We start from the raw sequence: 17,625 nt of genomic DNA, 5'->3' as shown, positions 1-17,625 counted from the left end.
GGATAGCCAGAACCAGGCACCGATGGCGCAAAGACGCCTGCAGAGGTTTGGATGAAACCGGATGATCCATCGCTGACGCTGCTCTTCGGCAGCCCCAGGGAGCGGCTCGACTTCTATCGCCGGGAGATCCAGTACGAAACCAGCCTGCTGGCCGGGCGCACCAACGCCTATCTGTCGGCGCAGTCCTTCCTGGTGATCGCCTACGCCACCTCGATGGCCAACAGCAATGACGTCTGGGGCGAGCTCTTCACCCTGGTCTTCCCGACCCTGCTGGCGCTGCTGGGGGTGGTCAGTTCGCTGCATGCCTGGCCAGGCATCAAGGCGTCGGCGGCGATCATCGGGCATTGGCATTACAAGCAGGAACAACTGCTGCGCGGCGACCCTGGCTTCGGCCATGCCTACGATGACTTCCCGCTATTCAGCGAGCAGGAGTCGAGCCTGGATAGCGGCTACAAGTCGCTGCTCTTTTCCTTGCGCTCACCCTGGCTGTTCATCGTGTTCTGGGCCGGTGTGGGCGCCTTCACGCTCTGGCTGCAACTGCAGCCGGATCAGTCCTCAGGGCTTATCGAGAAGATGGAAACGTGGCAGCGCCAGGTGCCAATGGATCGCGGCCAGGCGCGCCAGCAGCACCACCAGCATGGCGGCAGCGGTATCCAGCCAGTGCGGGGTGCCGAGCATGCGCAGACCGATGAAGGTCAGCGCCCCAGCGATGCAGGCCGTGGCGTAGATTTCCTTCTGGAAGATCAGCGGTATCTCGTTGCACAGCACGTCGCGGATCACCCCGCCGACCACGCCGGTCATCACCCCCATGATCACCGCCGTGCTGATCGGCGTGTCGTTCTGCAAGGCCAGCTCGGTACCGTACACGGTGAACACGGCCAGGCCGAAGGCATCGGCGATCAGCAGGCCCTTCTCGTGGATCGGCCGGGTCATGCGCACCCAGGCCACGGTACCCAGCGCCGCCAGTGAGGCCACCAGGATGTAGGTGTCGTCGCGAATCCAGCTGACCGGGTGATTGTCCAGGATCAGGTCGCGCAGGGTGCCGCCACCCAGGGCCGTGACAATGGCCATGACCAATACCCCGAACAGATCCATGGCTTTGCGCCCGGCCATCAGGGCGCCGGTGATGGCGAACACGGCCACGCCGAACAGGTCGGCGAAATAGAACAGTTGCTGCATGATGGATGCTTACCTGACCGCCGTGCGCAAGGTGACGAATTCCTCGGCGGCGCTGGGGTGCACGCCGATGGTCTCGTCGAAGACCTGCTTGGTGGCGCCGGCCTTCAGCGCGATGGCCAGGCCCTGGATGATCTCGCCGGCCTCCGGGCCGACCATGTGGCAGCCCAGCACCCGATCGCTGTCGGCATCCACCACCAGCTTCATCAGGATGCGCTCCTGGCACTCGGTCAAGGTCAGCTTCATCGGCCGGAAGCGGCTCTCGAAGATCTTCACCTTGTGCCCGGCCTCGATGGCCTGTTCCTCGCTCAGGCCCACGGTGCCGATGTTCGGCAGGCTGAACACCGCCGTGGGGATCATCTGGTAGTCCACCGGGCGATATTCCTCGGGCTTGAACAACCGCCGCGCCACCGCCATGCCCTCGGCCAGGGCCACGGGCGTCAGTTGCACGCGGCCGATCACATCGCCGATGGCAAGGATCGACGGCGTGCTGCTCTGGTAAAGGTCGTCCACCTCGATGAAACCGCGCTCGTCGAGCCTGACCTCGACGTTCTCCAGGCCCAGGTTGTCGAGCATCGGCCGCCGCCCGGTGGCGTAGAACACGCAATCGGCGAGCAGCACGCGGCCATCCTTGAGGGTGGCCGCGAGCGAGCCGTCAGCCTGGCGCTCGATACGGGCGATGTCGGCGTTGAACTGCAGGTCGACGCCCTTCTTGCTCAGCTCGTCGCGCAGGTGCTCGCGCACGGCGCCGTCAAAGCCACGCAGGAACAGGTCACCGCGATAGAGCAGGCTGGTCTGCGCGCCCAGGCCGTTGAAGATCGAGGCGAATTCCACGGCGATGTAACCGCCGCCGACCACCAGCACCCGCTTGGGCAAGCTGGGCAGGAAGAAGGCCTCGTTGGAGCTGATGGCCAGCTCGCGGCCGGGAATATCGGGGATCTGCGGCCAGCCGCCGGTGGCGATGAGAATGCGCTCGCAACGGTGCCGCTGGCCATTGACCTCGACGGTGTGGGCGTCGACGATTCGCGCATGGCCCTCGAACAAAGTCACGCCGCTGTTGGTCAACAGATTGCGATAGATACCGTTGAGGCGCTGGATTTCATGGTTCTTGTTGCTGATCAGGGTCGTCCAGTCGAAGTTCGCTTCGCCCAGCGACCAGCCGAAGGCACTGGCCTGCTCGATGTCCTCGGCGTAATGCGCGCCGTAGACCAGCAGTTTCTTCGGCACGCAGCCGACGTTGACGCAGGTGCCGCCCAGGTAGCGGCTTTCGGCGACCGCGACACGCGCACCATAGCCCGCCGCGAAGCGCGCGGCACGCACACCGCCGGAACCGGCGCCGATCACGAAAAGGTCGAAGTCGTAACTCATGAGGTATCTCCTTGGCAGACCAGGAGCATACCGCAAAGCCCCACGCCAGGGGCTGTCATAGCCACGGGAGGAGAACAGTGATGCGCCCTACCCTGACCCACCTTGCCCTGCACGTTCCGGATCTGGATGCCTGCATAGCCTTCTATCAGCGCTTCTGCGGCATGCAGGTCGTCCACCAGCGCCCCGGTGACAGCCAGCGCATCGTCTGGCTGGCCGAGCCCGGCAAGGAACACCAGTTCATCATCGTCATCATTCCCGGTGGTCAGCAGCGCAACCTGGCGGAGGATGACTACAGCCATTTCGGCTTCGCCCTGGCCAGCCGCGCCGAGGTCGACCGTGTCGCGGCGATGGCCGAGGAACAGGGTTGCCTGATCTGGCCGCCGCGCGAGGAGCCCTACCCGGTCGGCTATTACTGCGGCCTGCGCGACCCGGCCGGCAATTACGTGGAGTTCAGCTACGGCCAGCCATTAGGGCCTGGCTCCGAAGAGATGCCCATCCCCTGAAATGCAAAACGCCACCCGAGGGTGGCGTTTCGTCGACCTGAGGGCGTATCAGAACGCCTTGCCGGTCTTGTACAGGTGCTCGAAGCAGAAGTTGGTGGCGTCGATGTAACCTTCGGCGCTACCGCAATCGAAACGCTGGCCCTTGAATTTATACGCCATCACGCAGCCTTGCTGGGCCTGGCGCATCAGGGCGTCGGTGATCTGGATTTCGCCACCCTTGCCCGGCGGGGTGCTGCGAATCAGGTCGAAGATATCCGGGGTGAGAATATAGCGGCCGATGATCGCCAGGTTCGACGGCGCGTCTTCGGGCTTGGGTTTTTCCACCATGTTGCTGACGCGGTAGATATCGTCGCGGATCATCTCGCCGTCGATCACGCCGTACTTGTAGGTTTCGTCCTTGGGTACTTCCTGAATCGCGACGATGGAGCAACGGAACTGGTTGTACAGCTTGACCATCTGCGCCAGCACGCTGTCACCTTCGAGGTTCAGGCACAGGTCATCGGCCAGTACCACGGCGAACGGCTCGTCGCCGATCAGCGGCTGGCCACAGAGGATGGCGTGGCCCAGGCCCTTCATCTCGACCTGACGGGTGTAGGAGAAGCTGCACTCGTCGATCAGACGACGGATGCCGACCAGGTACTTCTCCTTGTCGGTGCCCTTGATCTGGTGCTCCAGCTCGTAGCTCACGTCGAAGTGGTCTTCCAGCGCACGCTTGCCGCGCCCGGTGACGATGGAGATCTGGTCGAGACCGGCCTCGAGCGCTTCTTCAACCCCGTACTGGATCAGTGGCTTGTTCACCACCGGCAACATTTCCTTGGGCATTGCCTTGGTCGCAGGCAGGAAGCGGGTGCCGTAACCGGCAGCGGGGAACAGGCATTTCTTGATCATGGGACTCCCAATGGGGATGAGTGGATTGCGCGCTGTAGACCTTGCTCACGAATGATCGGGCCCGCAACGGCGGGCCTGGATCCTGGATCGTGAACGGCCCTTAGTCTATCAAGCCGCGCTAGCCTTACAACTCCCGGCTGCTGGCCTACCGATACCGCGGTACAGAAAACCCTGTTCCACCAGTTGCGTCGAGTCGTAGATGTTACGCCCGTCGAACAGCACCGGCATGCGCATGGCCCCGCGAATACGAGCGAAGTCAGGCTGGCGATACTGCTTCCACTCGGTGACCAGCACCAGGGCATCTGCGCCCTGGCAGGCCACGTAAGGCGACTCGCTCAGCGCCAGTTGGCCGCTCTCGATGGCCTGCGCATAACGCCGAGCCACACCGGCCAGGGCTGCAGGATCGCAAGCCTGCACCCGTGCCCCGGCATTGAGCAGAGCATCGAGCAGCACCAGGCTCGGCGCTTCACGCAGATCATCGGTACCCGGTTTGAACGACAACCCCCACAGCGCCACGACACGGCCTTGCAAGTGGCCGTTGAAATGTTCGCGAATGGCCTGGAACAACAGCGTTTTCTGCAACGCATTGCGGGCTTCGACCGCGCGCAGAATGCCAGGTTCAATGCCCTCATGCTCGGCGGTGCGGATCAACGCGCGCACGTCCTTGGGAAAGCACGAGCCACCATAACCGCAGCCGGCATAGATGAAGTGGGTGCCGATACGCTTGTCGCTGCCGATGCCACGGCGCACGTCTTCGATGTCCACCCCCAGGCGCGCGCAGATGCCGGCCATTTCGTTGATGAAGGAAATCTTGGTGGCGAGAAAGGCGTTGGCCGCGTACTTGCTGAACTCCGCAGCGCGCAGGCTCATGCACAGCAGGCGATCATGGTTGCGCAGGAACGGCGAGTAAAGGCGGCGTAGCACTTCCCGGCCGCGTTCTTCGTCGCAGCCGACGATGACCCGGTCAGGGCGCATGAAGTCCTCGACCGCCGAGCCTTCCTTGAGAAACTCCGGGTTGCTCGCCACTACCACCCGCGCGCACTGCTGCCGCCTGGCCAAGCCGGCGTTGATGCGCCGCGCCACCTGCTCGCCGGTGCCGACCGGCACGGTGGACTTGTCTACCACCAGGCAAGGGTGCTCGAGCTGCTCGCCCAGCTCGTCGGCCACGGCGAGCACATGGCTGAGGTCGGCGGAACCGTCTTCGCCACTGGGCGTGCCGACTGCGATGAAGATGATCTCCGCCTGGCGAATGCCGGCGGCCAGTTGCGTGGTGAAACTCAGCTGACCACTATTGGTCTGCGCCTTGAGAATGGGTTCGAGCCCGGGCTCGTAAATGGGCACCTCGCCCTTGCTCAGACGTGCCACCCGTAGCGGATCACGCTCCACGCACACCACCCGATTGCCCATTTCAGCGAAGCAGGCCGCGCTGACCAAACCGACATATCCTGCACCGATCACACAGATTCGCATGAGCATTCCTCCCCGTTTTCGCTGTGATTGCAACGAAACGCGGTGGCAGGGATATGGCGATTAGGTGAATGCCGTATGACAGCGATGCACGGGCCTCGCTGCTGACGGAGATGCTGCTCGCTCAGTATTTGAGACCAGAGGCTTTCGTTAAAACCTGATGCCAGGTTTTTATGGGGCTATTTGCTTGCTATCGGAGTGGCAAGTTTGTGTGAGTGCGCGGTTATTTGCGGCTACCGAAGCTGCTTATCGGCGTTCTGCTGATGTCTCCCGTTTCGCCCTCCTGGGCGAGTCACTTTGCGGGCAAAGTAACCAAACCCTCCGCCCGATCATCCGGCCCTGGCTTCGCCAGGGTTCGTTCGCTCCATCGCCGCTCCAGAGGCCCGCCGCGGTGGGCCATCCCTACCTAGGCAGCCCCGGCCATCGTGGCTCTCGGCTTTGGCATCCTGCGTCGCTCTACCTCCTGCATCCATGCAGTCGTCGCGACATCCATGTCGCTCAACCTCTTCCACGACGATTCCGCTCACCCTCCTGGGCGGGCTCTGCACGCGCCTGAACCCGAGGTAACCCAGAAGTAGCACGGAGTGTTTAAACATGGAGCAGCCGTAGGGCGGACTCAGGAGCGCCAGCGAACAGTCCGCCGGGCCATGCCCAGTTCGGCACCACAACCTACGTTCAATACTCCCACCAACGGCGTACTGCTTCGCGAGTACGCCCTTGTATCTCGACCAAAGCCTTTCAGTGAGGCTATGGTTCCCGACTGATCATCGGGGGAGGAGTTGCAAGCCGAGTACGCCCTGAAGCCTTGAGCCTGTAACGTAGATTGCGCTGCGCTCCTCCGCACTCATCCAGTAAGTCCGAACGGTATCCAGAGCCTCGAGCTCGCATAAACAAGGTTGGACGGATGCAGTGACGATCAGCTACCCAAAGGAGGAGGAGATGAGCACAGTTGTGGGTATCGACATCGCCAAGCACACCTTCGACATCGCGACCCTTCAGGCCAATGGCAAGCATCGCACCAAGGCCAAGCTGAGCAACGACCCGAAGGGCTTTAAAGTTCTGCTGCAATGGTTGGGCAAGCATGCTGAACCGCAGGCTTGGATCGTGATGGAGGCGACCGGCATCTATCACGAAGCGCTGGCTGAATGGTTGTACGAGCATGACTATAAGATCTGCGTATTGAATCCGACGCAGATTGCGCTTTATGCCCGCAGCCAGTTGCAGCGCGTGAAGACCGACAAGGTGGACGCCAAGCTGATTGCCGATTATGGCCATCTGCATCAGCATAAGTTGCGTGCCTGGAAGCCCGAGCAACCGGAGATCAAGCGCCTCAAAGCCCTGAATCATCGTCTGAAGGATCTTCAGGAGTTGGAGCGCATGGAACAGAACCGTCTGGACGTGACCAGCGATGTCAAAGTCGCTGCGTCGATTCGGTCGGTACTTGAGCATATTCGCCAGCAGATCGCTGAGACGCTGAAAGCGATCAAGCAGCACTTCGATGACAACGATGACCTACGAGGCCAGCGCGACTTGCTTAAAAGCATCGATGGCATTGCCGACAGAACCGCTACGTTGCTGCTGGCAGAGCTGGGCGACATGCAACGTTTCGGTGACAGTCGCGATGTTACGGCTTTTGCAGGTTTGAACCCTAAGCTGCAGGACTCGGGGAAGCACAAAGGGCATGTGCGCATATCGCGGATGGGCTCTTCAGTGTTACGTGCAGGGCTTTACCTGCCAGCAGTAGTCTCCCTGACCCACAACGCCGCGATCCGAGCGATGGCCAAGCGGCTAAAGGCACGAGGCAAGGCCGGCAAACAGATCGTCTGCGCGGCCATGCGCAAGCTGCTTTGCATCGCTTACGGCGTACTCAAATCCGGCAAACCCTTTGACCCGCAGCTAGCCATTGCGAGATGACGGGTAAGACGGTATCTACGCGAATGAAAGTTTTGGTTTAATTCGACAGCCAAATCGCGGCTCCACAGCTACCAGAGCACGCCGGGTATACCCGGAACCGATGTACGTTCAGGCGCGCTAACTCCCCCTTCAGGAGGCCGAACGTAGGCACTGCGCAGGGGGCAAGCGGCATGGATGCCGCGAGATACCGATGGCGGCCCCGCGTAATGGGCCAGGGATGGCCCATGTACGCCGACCCCGGAGCGGTGCCGGAGTGAGGGGAGTAGAGCGAAGCATGACGGGGACGCCTAGTTCCGGATGGCGGGGGTGCGTTTCTTTTGCTTACTTTTCTTTGCGCTGGGCGGCAATCCGAGTTCAAAGAAAAGTGAGTCGCCCGAGGGGGCGAAACCCGGACTATCTGAACACACCGTAGCGGCGTCCAGAACACCAAACAACACACAACCTTGCCAGTCCGCTGTCAGCAAACAGCATGGCGTCGCTGACGGCGCCTTACTTCAACACCCCCAGCAACTTCCAAACACGCCGCGATTCCGCATCGCTACTAAGCAGTTCCTCCAGCAGCTCGCTCAAGGGTTGCTGGCCCCACTCCACCACCCGGCGGATGACATAGGGCACCGGGCTGTGCGGTTCGCTGCGGGCCAGATAGTCAGCGATCAGGCTCAATTGCCGGTAGGCCTCCTCGCGGCTGCCCGGCACTGCGCCGGGTAACGGCGCTGCGGCCTGCTGCGGTGCGCCAGCCGGGGCGGCCTCGACCGGCACGGGCGAGATGGTCGGTGTATCGCTGCTCATCGGGGCGAACTCCTGCACGAGATGACGAATGTCTTCTAGCACCTGACGCAAGGGCGCGAAGCTGGGCGCCTGCTCGGCGAGCCAGGCATCGCTCCAGGCCTCGAAACGTTGCAGCGCGACGAGCCCGTCATCGAGCACCTGCAACCTGCCGCGCAACGGCTCGCCGGGTAGCTGGCGTATGGCCTCCAGGTACTTGCGCTGTTCCAGCCTGGCGCTTTCCGCCGCGACCTTGTCCTGCTTGCTGTCGCTGGCCTGAACCTGACGCGCCTGCAGAGACTTCCACTGGTGCAGGGTTAGCTGCGCCACCTCCTCGTTGTCCCCACCGAACACCGCCACCTGGGTCAGAAGTAGCTGGCTGTAACGGCGCACCATCCATTCCAGCGGGGGCACGCGCCAGGAGCGATCGCCCTCCTCCGCCTGCGGGTGCAGCTCATCGGGGTAGCGCTCGCACAACTCGACGAGAAGCTGCAGTGCCGATGCGATGCCATGCAGGCCATAGCGATGCAGCCAGGCTTCCCCCAGCCAGGCCGCGATCATCAGATCCTTGCTGCGCTCGCGCAGCAGCTCGCCGGCCAGATGTTCCAGCGCCGCCCAGTCACCCCGTTTGAGCTCGGCCTGCCAGACGCCCGCGGGCAGACTGGCATCGTCTTCGCGGCGTAGCTCTTTCAGGCGATCCCAGGCCGGGTCGTGGCGCAGGCTGGGCCCGCAGGGGGCGTCACCGGGGATCGGCTCCAGCAATTGAGTGATATCGATGGTGGTCATTGCAACGGCTCGTTGTTGGCCATGACGGGCTCGCCAAAGGGCATGCCGGGCGCGCTCACCGGCAGAGGGGGAATGGCCAGCGGCAGCTTGCTGCCCTGGCTGAGCATGGATACGCGCATGAACATCTGCGCCTGCGGCGTGGCGTCCCAGATGCCATGCACCGGCACCTGCAGGGTCAGGGGGAAGTCGGTGTAGTCCACGTTGGGCAGCAGTGGCGGCATGACATGAGTACGCAGCAGGCGCAGCAAGGCCCAGGGGCCGCGATACTCCCAGCCGGCTTCCAGTTCGTTGACGGCCATGCTCGGCTGCATGGGGTCGCTGACCGGGCGCTGCTGGCTGCCTCGCGCCCAGCGCAGCACCAGTTGCAGCGGCTCGCCCAGGTTCCAGCGCAGGCGCTGCCCGGCCTCCCCTGGGTGAGCGATCTGCTGGTTACCACTGTGCAACGACCAGGTGATCACCTGATCGGCACCCTGTTCCTGCTCCCGATCCGTGCGCCAGCGTACGTCCAGTTCGATGCCCAGCACGCCGGCCTGGTCGCGTATCAGCAAGGGGCCCAGCCAGACACGGGCCTGTTTCATGCGTGCGATGAAGTCTTCGGCAGCCAGGCGGTTGCCCGGGCTGGCCAGGCTCAGCCCCTTCTCGGCCGTCGGCAGATGGGTGTCGATCAACTCCAACAGATGCCGCACCCGCGCCGGATCGGCGTCAGCGCTGTCGAGGCTATAGGAGAAGGGAAAGCGCCCGGCCAGGTACTGGTTGAAATAATCGGCCAGCGCCCGCCAGGCTTCGGCGGCATCCTGCACCTGCAACTGATGGCAGCGACGGTAGGCCTGCTCGTTCAAGGAGCGGGTGTATTGAGCGAGGTCACCAGCGCCCTGGGGCAAGGTGGCGGTGGTCAGCACCTGGGCACAATTGGCCAGGTTCATCTCCACCAGATCACGGGTGACCAGTTGCTCGAACAGCGCCGGTGCGCTGGTGGGGTTCTGCGCCTTGTACTTGAGCACTTCATCGTGCATCGCGCTCAATCGGGCAACCTTGCTCTGCATGGTCAGAGGCAGATCAGGCTGGGCACGCAGCCAGTTCAGTTCGGGCAGGACGGCCTCACTGCTGGCGCTGACCGTGGTGAACTGACCGGCCAGGAAGGTCTTGAGATCCTGCACGTCACTGGAGCGATAGAGCAGCAGCCCGAGGTTGGGGTCGCCATTCCAGTCGGCAATATCGTAGCGCTGGGTGAACAACGCCAGCGCATCGATAACCTCCAGCGCCTTGTCGACATTGGCCATGGCCTGCAAGGTCAGTTGCGTTTGCAGCGTACCGGCCAGGTCGCCACGCCCCAGTTCCTTGAACCCCTGGATCACCTGGCTGGCCTGCTCGCCGAAAGCGCTGCTGTACGCCGTGCTCGTGGCAGAGGGGCGCGCCGAAGGATAGAGCGCCGACCACATGGCCAGCGCCACCGTGTCGCCGGCCACCTTGAGCATGCCGGTGCGATAGTCGGGGGCGATCTGCGGCAGTTCCTGATCCACGTAGTCGCGATAGCTTTGCTGATAGGCCAGGGCCTGGGCCATGCGTTGCTCGCTGGGCAGGCTCGGCGCACGCGGCCTGAGCAGCGCATCGGGGTCGCGCAGGGCGACGACGGCGAAGTCACGCTTGAGCAGGTCATCGATGCTGCGCGACAGCTTGCTGATTGGCTCCTGCAGCATCAGGCTGCCACCCGCCTGGCGTTGCAGCAGGCTGCCCTGGCTGGCGGAGCCGGCTATCCATTGCGTCTGGAAATCCTGGCGTAGCTGCTTGGCCTCGTCGTCCAGGGCACTGACCACGGCCGGGCCGAATACGCTGCTTTGCTGCACGCTGTTCATGAGGTCGCGGTAGCCCGGCGTCAGATCCTCGTTGCTGCCGTGACTCCAGGCGGAGTTGGTGAGGATGATCAGATCCTCGAGGTGACCGATGTAGGCATTGATTTCCTCGAGGCGCTGCAAGGACACATCGCGACCGTACTCCATGTCGTTCAGGTAGCGTTTGAGGTAGCCGGCGGGCCGCACGAAGTTGTCGGCAAGAAAATACTGGGTGAGCCAGAACCTCATCAGCGTCTGGAACTGGTTGGCCAGTGCCTTGCGCTGGGCCTCCAGATCGGGGGGCGCCAGGCGCGGCACGCCCAGGCCGCGCAGGGTTCTGTCATAGAAGGCGCGCTTGTTCAGGCTGGTGGGATCCAGGTTCAGCCCCAGCGCGTCGTTGCCCAGTTGCGCCATCGGCTCCACCACGCCCTGCTGGCCTGACAGCAGTTCCCTGAGCAGCTTGTTCTGTCGTTCCAGGTTGATCACGCCCTCGGCCAGGCTGCGTGCCTTGACGTAACTCGGCCATTGATCGGGTACGGCGCCCTGCACGTCGGTACGACGTTCGCTGATACGGATGGCCTGGAGTCTGGTCAGTTCATCGAACTGCAGTTGCCGCAACGGCGCAACCACCGACCGCTGCGCCATGTTCCTCAGCAGCAGATCGAGCTGATCGTCCAGTGCCGTGCCCCAGGACGTGGGGTAGACCAGGGACGCGTAATGCCAGCGTGGCGCCTGCTGCAGCAGGTTCCAGAACCCCTGGACGTTCTGCCGTGCATAGGCCTGGTTACGCTCCGGCGAGGTCTGGCTCATGCTCTGATGGTTGCCATGGGTTTCCTGCAGCAGGCGGCTCAGCACGCGCGCATCGGTCACGCCTTGCTGCCAGATCCAGAGCATCGCCACGGCCCAGCAAAGCCCGATGACGCCGGCAATGCCGGCTACCGTCTTCTGCCAGCGTCGGCGCAGGTTGAGGATGCGTGGCACAGCCTGGGCGAGCCCCTGCTCGGCCAGCAGGCGGCGCTGCCAAAGCTGCTGGGTGAATACCCCCTGCGCTGGCGCGCGTTCATCGCTGCTCAAGGCATCGTCCTGTGCAGCGCTGGCCTGGGCAGCGGTGAGGTAGATACCTCGCAGACGCGGCGCCTCGCCCTGGGCATTGCCCTGGAAAACCGGCTCCAGCAACAGGCGCAGATCGTCCTTGAGCGCCGCCAGTTGATCCGGTAGGCGGTACAGCTCCTCGGCCACTTCACCCTTCAGAGCGGCCGCTTCCATGATGGCGGCCTGCACGGCCTGGATCAGTTGGTCGCCAGCATCGTCGAGCCAGTAGCTCTGCCAACTGGCGTCGAGGCTGTAAGGCGATGACCAGCCCAGCGTCTGCTCACGGCTTTCCTCCGGCAGCACGGCCAGCAGTTCCTGAAAACCGGGCAGCGCCTCAAGACCACTGATCAGCACGTGCACCGGCAGGCTCAGGCCCAGGCGTTGCAGCAGTTCGGTGAAGCGCCGGCGCATCACCAGCACGTCCGCCGCACGCAGCTCCTCGTTCTGCAGTTGCGCCAGCGGGATCACCCAGACGATGCCATCCAGCGGACGCTGGCCACGCAGGCGCTGCAGGATGCCCAGCAGCCTGCGCCAGACGAAGGTCGGTGCCGTGCCATTGTCCTGCGGCAGGAACAAGGCCTGCGGCACCACCAGCACGGCGCCGTCCGGGTCGGCCCACCAGCGGCCGAACCAGGACGCGCGCCCGACCGGGGTCAACTGCCAATCGGCACAGAGCTGGCTGCCCTCACGGGGGTCACCCAGCAGCATCAGCCAGGGCGTCTGGTAGCGCGACTCGATGCCCTGATCGTGCTCCATCTTGCGCACCGCGGCATAGAAGCTGCGGATGGCCGTGCCCGATTGCGTGCGCAACCACCAGAACGCCACGACCAGAAGCGCCAGCAGGAGCAAGGCGCCGAGTACGTACAGCACGATGGTCAAGGTACTCATTGCGTGCTGCTCTCGGCCTGTTGCTCATTGAACAAGTACAGCGCCGGTTCCAGTTCCGCACGGATGTCACGCCACATCAGATGCCCGACGGCGGTCAGCAGCAGTGCCATGCCGGCGATGGCCAAGGTCAGGCGCAGCCCATCCGGCAGTGCGCGCCGCAACGGCAGGCGCAGCGGCGGCGTGCGCGTTGGCCGTGCCAGGCTGGCACTGACGCCACTCATGTTCGGCTCGCGTTGCCAGGCGAAGGTGAACAGCGCCTGCAGCCAGCGTGCATGGGTGGCCCGCCCGCGCTCGCTGCGCAAGGCGCCATAGAATCCCAGCATCAGGCATTGCAGGTAGACGTTGGCCAGGTCACGGGTGGCCGGGGCACGCAGCTTGAGCAGTCGATCGATGGCCCTCGGCACGCGCTCCCCGGCGCTGCGCGATCCATACAGGCGGGCCTCCAGCGGGCGCGCCTGCCAGGCGATGCGGCCTTGCCAATCGTCGAACAGCAAGCGTTCGTCGAGCAAGGCGACGAAGGCATAGACCATGGCCTTGACCTGATCCGGCGAAGAGGCGCCAACGCTGGCGAAGGCATCGCGCCACAGGTGGCGCACCGTACGCGTTGCGAGTTCCGCCATACGCTCGACCAACTGGCCGTCGCCCAGGGTGCTTTCCGTCAAGGCCTCCCGGGCGTCGCACCAGGCCAGCCAGGCCTGGCGGAAGGCCAGGCTCAACGGCGCGTCACCGAATGTGGGGGAATACAGGTTGATAGGCCTGGCAGACATCTACGCATCCTTGGCTGGGGAGAGACTCAATCGGGGTTGGTGGTGAACAGCACCACCTGCCAGGGGCTGACTTGCACGGCCTGAGCGGAGCCCACCAGGCACAGCGGCAATTCGGGGTCGAACCACTCGCCGGCCGCCTGGATCACGAACAGGTGGGTGTCGTCACCCAGGCCATAGGCCACTTGCTCGCTACGGCTCATCGGCTGATAAGGCAGGCCGTTCATGCGTTGCCGGCTGAGGGTGGTGACATGGGGTTCGGAAGCGATAACGGCATGGCTCAACCAGTCCTGCGCATCCTGCTGCCCGGTACCGGCCGGCATGCGCAGACCAACCACCAGACGCTGCCGACGCGCCTGGGTATCGGGCAAGCGAATGGCGAAACCTTGGGCAATGGCCTCGAACGGCAGGCAGCGATAGCCCACCCGCACCTTGTCCAGTGCCTGATGCAGCCACTGGATGACCTCGTCGAAACCGCGCTTGAGTTCCAGGTAATCCAGGGGGGCGAAGGGAGGAACGCCGCTGGCCGCGTCGAGCGCACACCAGGTGCCGGCCATGCCGGCGAGCAAGCCATGCAGCGTCTGCGGGCTGGCCACGCGCGAATTCAGCGCGGCCTCCACCTCGGGCAGCCGCGCCCAGAGCGCGGCCAGTTGCCGCCGCAGCTCCTCGATGTCATCGGCGTTACCGGCCTGTTCGGCCTGGCGCAAACGGCCGGCGAGAAACTGGCACTTTTCACGGCCACGGGCGCATAGCTCCGCGACCGCCTGCCCAAGCAGGGATTGCGGCAGCACCTGAGGCGCAGGTGGGGCATATGGCTGGCGGACGAAACCACCGGCTTCCTTGGCCACGCGCAACAGCGGCAGGCAGACCGAATCGACCCGTTCGCTCTCGGTCACCAGGCGCAGGTGCGGCCGCCAGACCAGTATGGGTTCAGGGTATTCGCCACTGGCCAGATCCGGCACCGCATCGCCTACCACCGATTGCAGGCGCCCCTGCAGCGGCAACACCTGGCCGCTGCGGCCGAGCGGATTGACCGCCAGGTAGAGGGTCACCTGGGCATTGGCCGCTGCTGCTGCGGCAGGGCCGACATCCAGTTCGAGGGTCGTGCCACTGCCAGGCTGCAGGCTCACCGGCAGGCCATCGGGCAATATGGCTTCCAGGGCCTGGATGCGTACCAGGCCTGCGCTGAGCGCGGCAGGGTCGATCTCCAGTTGGCTCACGCCCCAGAACCAGGGGTTGCCCGCCTGGGCGAAATGAGCCGCCAACACCTCGGCGCGTAGCGCCTGCAACTGGAAGTGTTGCGGCAGCAACTGCATGCCCTCGTGCCAGCAGACTGCGTCCGGCAAAACCTTCATACCGCTCCCCTCGACATCCGCTGTTGGTCTGGCACTGCAGGTGTTTTCAACGGCTTCGTTCGCTCAGAAGACGCATTTCCCTGCTATCGAAACGCAGCCACACCCGGCCTGGCTCGTTCAGGCGCAAACGATGCGCGCCTGGAGTGTTATAGCCGGCGAATACCAAAAGTCCAGCCGCCTCCTGCCCATCGAAGGGGAAGTCGCGTACCTCGCGAAACTGCCCTGGCACCAGCTCCAGGCTCCAGATTGAAAACTGCTGACGGTAGTCGCGTCGGTACTGCTCGCGCTCGCTGAACCACTGTCGGGCATTGACCGCGGACAGCAGCTTGAACAGGTCGGGGTCGGTGACCAGCACGAAGTCCACGGCGATAGGTGTGTCGTCATTGGCGCCTTCGGCCACGTCCAGCACCAGACTGTCGAGCTTGACCTTCTCGCCACCGAAAAAAGAACAGCCGATGAGTGTCAGGCTCATGAGCGAAAAGAGGGAAATACAGCGCAGGATCGAACGTCCCTGTGTCATGAAAGTCCACCGTAGATTTTGCATTTGCAAATTTATAGACCTGTTCTAGCGTCTATGAAAGTTCGTCGTGTAGATGAACCTGAAAGGATCGCCAGGGACAGGGTTGCCACCCGGTCAGACTGTCCAGCCGTGATCCAGCAAGGGAGTGCGAGCACGGAATCCGTCCGCTGCATGCGCTCCAGGTAACGTCCCGGAGCTCAACCGACATGGCCGAAAGTACGCAACACAAACTGGATCGCATCCGTCCGCCCCGCGTTCAGATCACCTACGACGTCGAGATCGGCAACGCCATCGAGAAGAAGGAACTGCCCCTCGTGGTCGGCATCCTCGCCGACCTTTCCGGCAAGCCGGAAAACCCCCTGCCCAAGCTGCTGGAGCGTCGCTTCACGGAAATCGACCGCGACAACTTCAACGAGGTGCTGGCGTCCATCGAACCGCGCAGCACCCTGCAGGTGGAAAACACCATCAGCGGCGACGGCAGCAAGCTCAACGTCGAGCTGCGCTTCCGTCACTTCGACGACTTCGACCCGGTCAACATCGTCAAGCAGATCACCCCGCTGCGGCGTCTCTACGAAGCCCGCCAGCGCCTGCGCGACCTGCTCACCAAGCTGGATGGCAACGACGATCTCGACCAGTTGCTGCAGGAGGTGGTGAGCAACACCGAAGGGCTGCAGGAGATCAAGTCGGCGCGCCCCGAAGACGAAGCGCCAGCCGCAGCCGCCGATGACGGCGAAGCACCGGCCGAACCCCAGGCCTGATCCCTTCCTGAATTTCCGGAGATAGCGAAATGGCAACAGAAGCCGGTGCATCCAGCGAGAGCACGACCCAGACCCTGACCCTGCTCGACCGCATCATCGCCGAGGGCCGCATGGCTCATGACGAGAGCCAGCAGGACTACGCCCGCGACATGCTCGCGGAATTCGCCACCCAGGTGCTCGACGAAGGCATGGCCATCGACAAGGACACCGTGGCCATGATCAACGACCGCATCAGCCAGATCGACAAGCTGATCAGCGACCAGCTCAACGAGGTGCTGCACCACCCCGACCTGCAGAAGCTGGAAGCTTCCTGGCGCGGCCTGCACATGCTGGTGGATCAGACCGAGACCAGCACCCGTCTGAAGCTGCGCCTGCTCAACGTCACCCAGAAGGAGCTGCAGAACGACCTGGAAAAAGCCGTCGAATTCGACCAGAGCGCGCTGTTCAAGAAGATCTACGAAGAGGAATACGGCACCTTCGGCGGCCATCCCTTCAGCCTGCTGGTAGGCGACTACAACTTCGGCCGCCACCCACAGGATGTCGCGTTGCTGGAGAAACTCTCCAACGTTGCCGCTGCGGCCCACGCCCCCTTCATCGCCGCCGCCAGCCCCAAACTGTTCGACATGAACAGCTTTACCGAGCTGGCCGTGCCGCGCGACCTGAGCAAGATCTTCGAGAGCCTGGAGCTGATCAAGTGGCGCAGCTTCCGTGAGAGCGAAGACTCGCGCTACGTCTCCCTGGTGCTGCCGAACTTCCTCCTGCGCCTGCCCTACGGCCCGGACACCAAACCGGTGGAAGGCATGGACTACGTCGAGGACGTCAACGGCACCGACCACTCCAAGTATCTCTGGGGCAACGCCGCCTGGCTGATGGCCATTCGCATCACCACGGCCTTCGCCAAATACGGCTGGTGCGCGGCGATCCGTGGTGCCGAAGGCGGTGGCGCGGTGGAAGGCCTGCCGGCGCACACCTTCCGCACCCTGTCCGGCGACCTGTCGCTCAAGTGCCCGACCGAGGTGGCGATCACCGACCGCCGCGAGAAGGAGCTCAACGACCTCGGCTTCATCTCCCTGTGCCACAAGAAGAACACCGACATGGCCGTGTTCTTCGGCGGCCAGACCACCAACAAGGCCAAGCTCTACAACACCAACGAAGCCAACGCCAACGCGCGCATCTCGGCCATGCTGCCCTACGTGCTGGCGGCCTCGCGCTTCGCCCACTACCTCAAGGTGATCATGCGCGACAAGGTGGGCAGCTTCATGACCCGCGACAACGTGCAGACCTACCTCAACAACTGGATCGCGGACTACGTGCTGATCAACGACAACGCGCCGCAGGAGATCAAGGCCCAGTACCCGCTGCGCGAAGCCCGCGTGGACGTCTCGGAAGTCGCCGGCAAGCCGGGCGTCTACCGCGCCACGGTGTTCCTGCGCCCACACTTCCAGTTGGAAGAACTGACTGCCTCGATCCGCCTGGTGGCCAGCCTGCCGCCGCCGGTGGCCGCTTGATCTGACGCTCCCCGTCGGCACGTTCGACGGGGGCCTCTCCCAAT

At 63.7% G+C, this 17,625-nt stretch carries 13 protein-coding genes and 1 pseudogene; 5 read left to right on the top strand and 9 right to left on the bottom strand.

Translation table 11 applies throughout. The annotated features are described in order from the left end of the window. Nucleotides 1–51: 51 nt before the first annotated feature. Nucleotides 52–540 (top strand): annotated as a pseudogene (locus OU800_RS11665) (hypothetical protein); the annotation flags it as partial. 15 nt (nucleotides 541–555) lie between these two features. Here the strand turns inward: OU800_RS11665 and OU800_RS11660 are convergent. Then, nucleotides 556–1,179 (bottom strand): trimeric intracellular cation channel family protein, encoded by a 624-nt coding sequence (locus tag OU800_RS11660; RefSeq protein WP_268183972.1) that lies wholly within the window; start codon nucleotides 1,177–1,179, stop codon nucleotides 556–558. Between the two features lie 9 nt (nucleotides 1,180–1,188). Continuing rightward, nucleotides 1,189–2,544 (bottom strand): glutathione-disulfide reductase, encoded by a 1,356-nt coding sequence (gene gorA / locus OU800_RS11655; RefSeq protein ID WP_268183970.1) that lies wholly within the window; start codon nucleotides 2,542–2,544, stop codon nucleotides 1,189–1,191. 80 nt (nucleotides 2,545–2,624) lie between these two features. Between gorA and OU800_RS11650 the strand changes: the two genes are divergently transcribed. Continuing rightward, nucleotides 2,625–3,047: a VOC family protein gene (locus tag OU800_RS11650; RefSeq protein ID WP_268183968.1), complete on the top strand. Its 423-nt coding sequence runs from the start codon at nucleotides 2,625–2,627 to the stop codon at nucleotides 3,045–3,047. A gap of 48 nt (nucleotides 3,048–3,095) precedes the next feature. Here the strand turns inward: OU800_RS11650 and galU are convergent, their stop codons facing one another. Both galU and OU800_RS11640 read right to left on the bottom strand, forming a co-directional pair. Beyond that, entirely contained in the window at nucleotides 3,096–3,935 is an 840-nt protein-coding gene (galU, locus tag OU800_RS11645) for a UTP--glucose-1-phosphate uridylyltransferase GalU (protein WP_268183966.1), read from the bottom strand. A gap of 108 nt (nucleotides 3,936–4,043) precedes the next feature. Next, nucleotides 4,044–5,405 (bottom strand): UDP-glucose dehydrogenase family protein, encoded by a 1,362-nt coding sequence (locus OU800_RS11640; protein ID WP_268183965.1) that lies wholly within the window; start codon nucleotides 5,403–5,405, stop codon nucleotides 4,044–4,046. Nucleotides 5,406–6,341: 936 nt separating this feature from the next. Here OU800_RS11640 and OU800_RS11635 point away from each other — a divergent pair. Then, a complete protein-coding gene (locus OU800_RS11635) occupies nucleotides 6,342–7,316 on the top strand; it encodes an IS110 family transposase (RefSeq protein ID WP_268179870.1) in 975 nt (324 codons plus the stop codon). A gap of 489 nt (nucleotides 7,317–7,805) precedes the next feature. Here OU800_RS11635 and tssA read toward each other — a convergent pair whose 3' ends face one another. From tssA to OU800_RS11610, 5 genes are read right to left on the bottom strand one after another with little or no spacing between them, the layout of a single operon-like run. Beyond that, nucleotides 7,806–8,867 carry a type VI secretion system protein TssA gene (gene tssA, locus OU800_RS11630; RefSeq protein WP_268183964.1) on the bottom strand — a complete coding sequence of 354 codons (1,062 nt, stop codon included), beginning with the start codon at nucleotides 8,865–8,867 and terminating at the stop codon, nucleotides 7,806–7,808. Then, nucleotides 8,864–12,676 (bottom strand): type VI secretion system protein, encoded by a 3,813-nt coding sequence (locus OU800_RS11625; RefSeq protein ID WP_268183962.1) that lies wholly within the window; start codon nucleotides 12,674–12,676, stop codon nucleotides 8,864–8,866. Before OU800_RS11625 ends, tssA begins: the two co-directional genes overlap by 4 nt. Continuing rightward, the gene (locus OU800_RS11620) at nucleotides 12,673–13,443 is read right to left on the bottom strand and encodes a DotU family type IV/VI secretion system protein (protein WP_268183961.1); all 771 of its coding nucleotides are present in this window, start codon (nucleotides 13,441–13,443) and stop codon (nucleotides 12,673–12,675) included. Before OU800_RS11620 ends, OU800_RS11625 begins: the two co-directional genes overlap by 4 nt. Before the next feature lie 26 nt (nucleotides 13,444–13,469). Next, a complete protein-coding gene (tssK, locus tag OU800_RS11615) occupies nucleotides 13,470–14,795 on the bottom strand; it encodes a type VI secretion system baseplate subunit TssK (protein ID WP_268183959.1) in 1,326 nt (441 codons plus the stop codon). Nucleotides 14,796–14,841: 46 nt separating this feature from the next. Then, the gene (locus OU800_RS11610; protein ID WP_268183957.1) at nucleotides 14,842–15,315 is read right to left on the bottom strand and encodes a type VI secretion protein; all 474 of its coding nucleotides are present in this window, start codon (nucleotides 15,313–15,315) and stop codon (nucleotides 14,842–14,844) included. A 206-nt stretch (nucleotides 15,316–15,521) separates the two neighbouring features. Here OU800_RS11610 and tssB point away from each other — a divergent pair, with 206 nt between their 5' ends. Then, nucleotides 15,522–16,073: a type VI secretion system contractile sheath small subunit gene (tssB, locus tag OU800_RS11605; protein WP_268183954.1), complete on the top strand. Its 552-nt coding sequence runs from the start codon at nucleotides 15,522–15,524 to the stop codon at nucleotides 16,071–16,073. A 29-nt stretch (nucleotides 16,074–16,102) separates the two neighbouring features. Further along, the gene (gene tssC / locus OU800_RS11600) at nucleotides 16,103–17,581 is read left to right on the top strand and encodes a type VI secretion system contractile sheath large subunit (RefSeq protein ID WP_268183953.1); all 1,479 of its coding nucleotides are present in this window, start codon (nucleotides 16,103–16,105) and stop codon (nucleotides 17,579–17,581) included. The last annotated feature ends 44 nt before the right edge of the window (nucleotides 17,582–17,625 follow it).

Source organism: Pseudomonas sp. GOM7 (assembly GCF_026723825.1).
Taxonomy (GTDB): Bacteria; Pseudomonadota; Gammaproteobacteria; order Pseudomonadales; family Pseudomonadaceae; genus Aquipseudomonas.
The sequence above is the reverse complement of the archived record's forward strand: the minus strand, read 5'-3'. Positions and strand labels throughout refer to the sequence as shown.

Coding starts and splice junctions, on each gene's coding strand:
- OU800_RS11660 (WP_268183972.1), bottom strand. CDS start 1,179: ATGCAGCAACTGTTCTATTTCGCCGACCTGTTCGGCGTGGCCGTGTTC.
- gorA (WP_268183970.1), bottom strand. CDS start 2,544: ATGAGTTACGACTTCGACCTTTTCGTGATCGGCGCCGGTTCCGGCGGT.
- OU800_RS11650 (WP_268183968.1), top strand. CDS start 2,625: ATGCGCCCTACCCTGACCCACCTTGCCCTGCACGTTCCGGATCTGGAT.
- galU (WP_268183966.1), bottom strand. CDS start 3,935: ATGATCAAGAAATGCCTGTTCCCCGCTGCCGGTTACGGCACCCGCTTC.
- OU800_RS11640 (WP_268183965.1), bottom strand. CDS start 5,405: ATGCGAATCTGTGTGATCGGTGCAGGATATGTCGGTTTGGTCAGCGCG.
- OU800_RS11635 (WP_268179870.1), top strand. CDS start 6,342: ATGAGCACAGTTGTGGGTATCGACATCGCCAAGCACACCTTCGACATC.
- tssA (WP_268183964.1), bottom strand. CDS start 8,867: ATGACCACCATCGATATCACTCAATTGCTGGAGCCGATCCCCGGTGAC.
- OU800_RS11625 (WP_268183962.1), bottom strand. CDS start 12,676: ATGAGTACCTTGACCATCGTGCTGTACGTACTCGGCGCCTTGCTCCTG.
- OU800_RS11620 (WP_268183961.1), bottom strand. CDS start 13,443: ATGTCTGCCAGGCCTATCAACCTGTATTCCCCCACATTCGGTGACGCG.
- tssK (WP_268183959.1), bottom strand. CDS start 14,795: ATGAAGGTTTTGCCGGACGCAGTCTGCTGGCACGAGGGCATGCAGTTG.
- OU800_RS11610 (WP_268183957.1), bottom strand. CDS start 15,315: ATGACACAGGGACGTTCGATCCTGCGCTGTATTTCCCTCTTTTCGCTC.
- tssB (WP_268183954.1), top strand. CDS start 15,522: ATGGCCGAAAGTACGCAACACAAACTGGATCGCATCCGTCCGCCCCGC.
- tssC (WP_268183953.1), top strand. CDS start 16,103: ATGGCAACAGAAGCCGGTGCATCCAGCGAGAGCACGACCCAGACCCTG.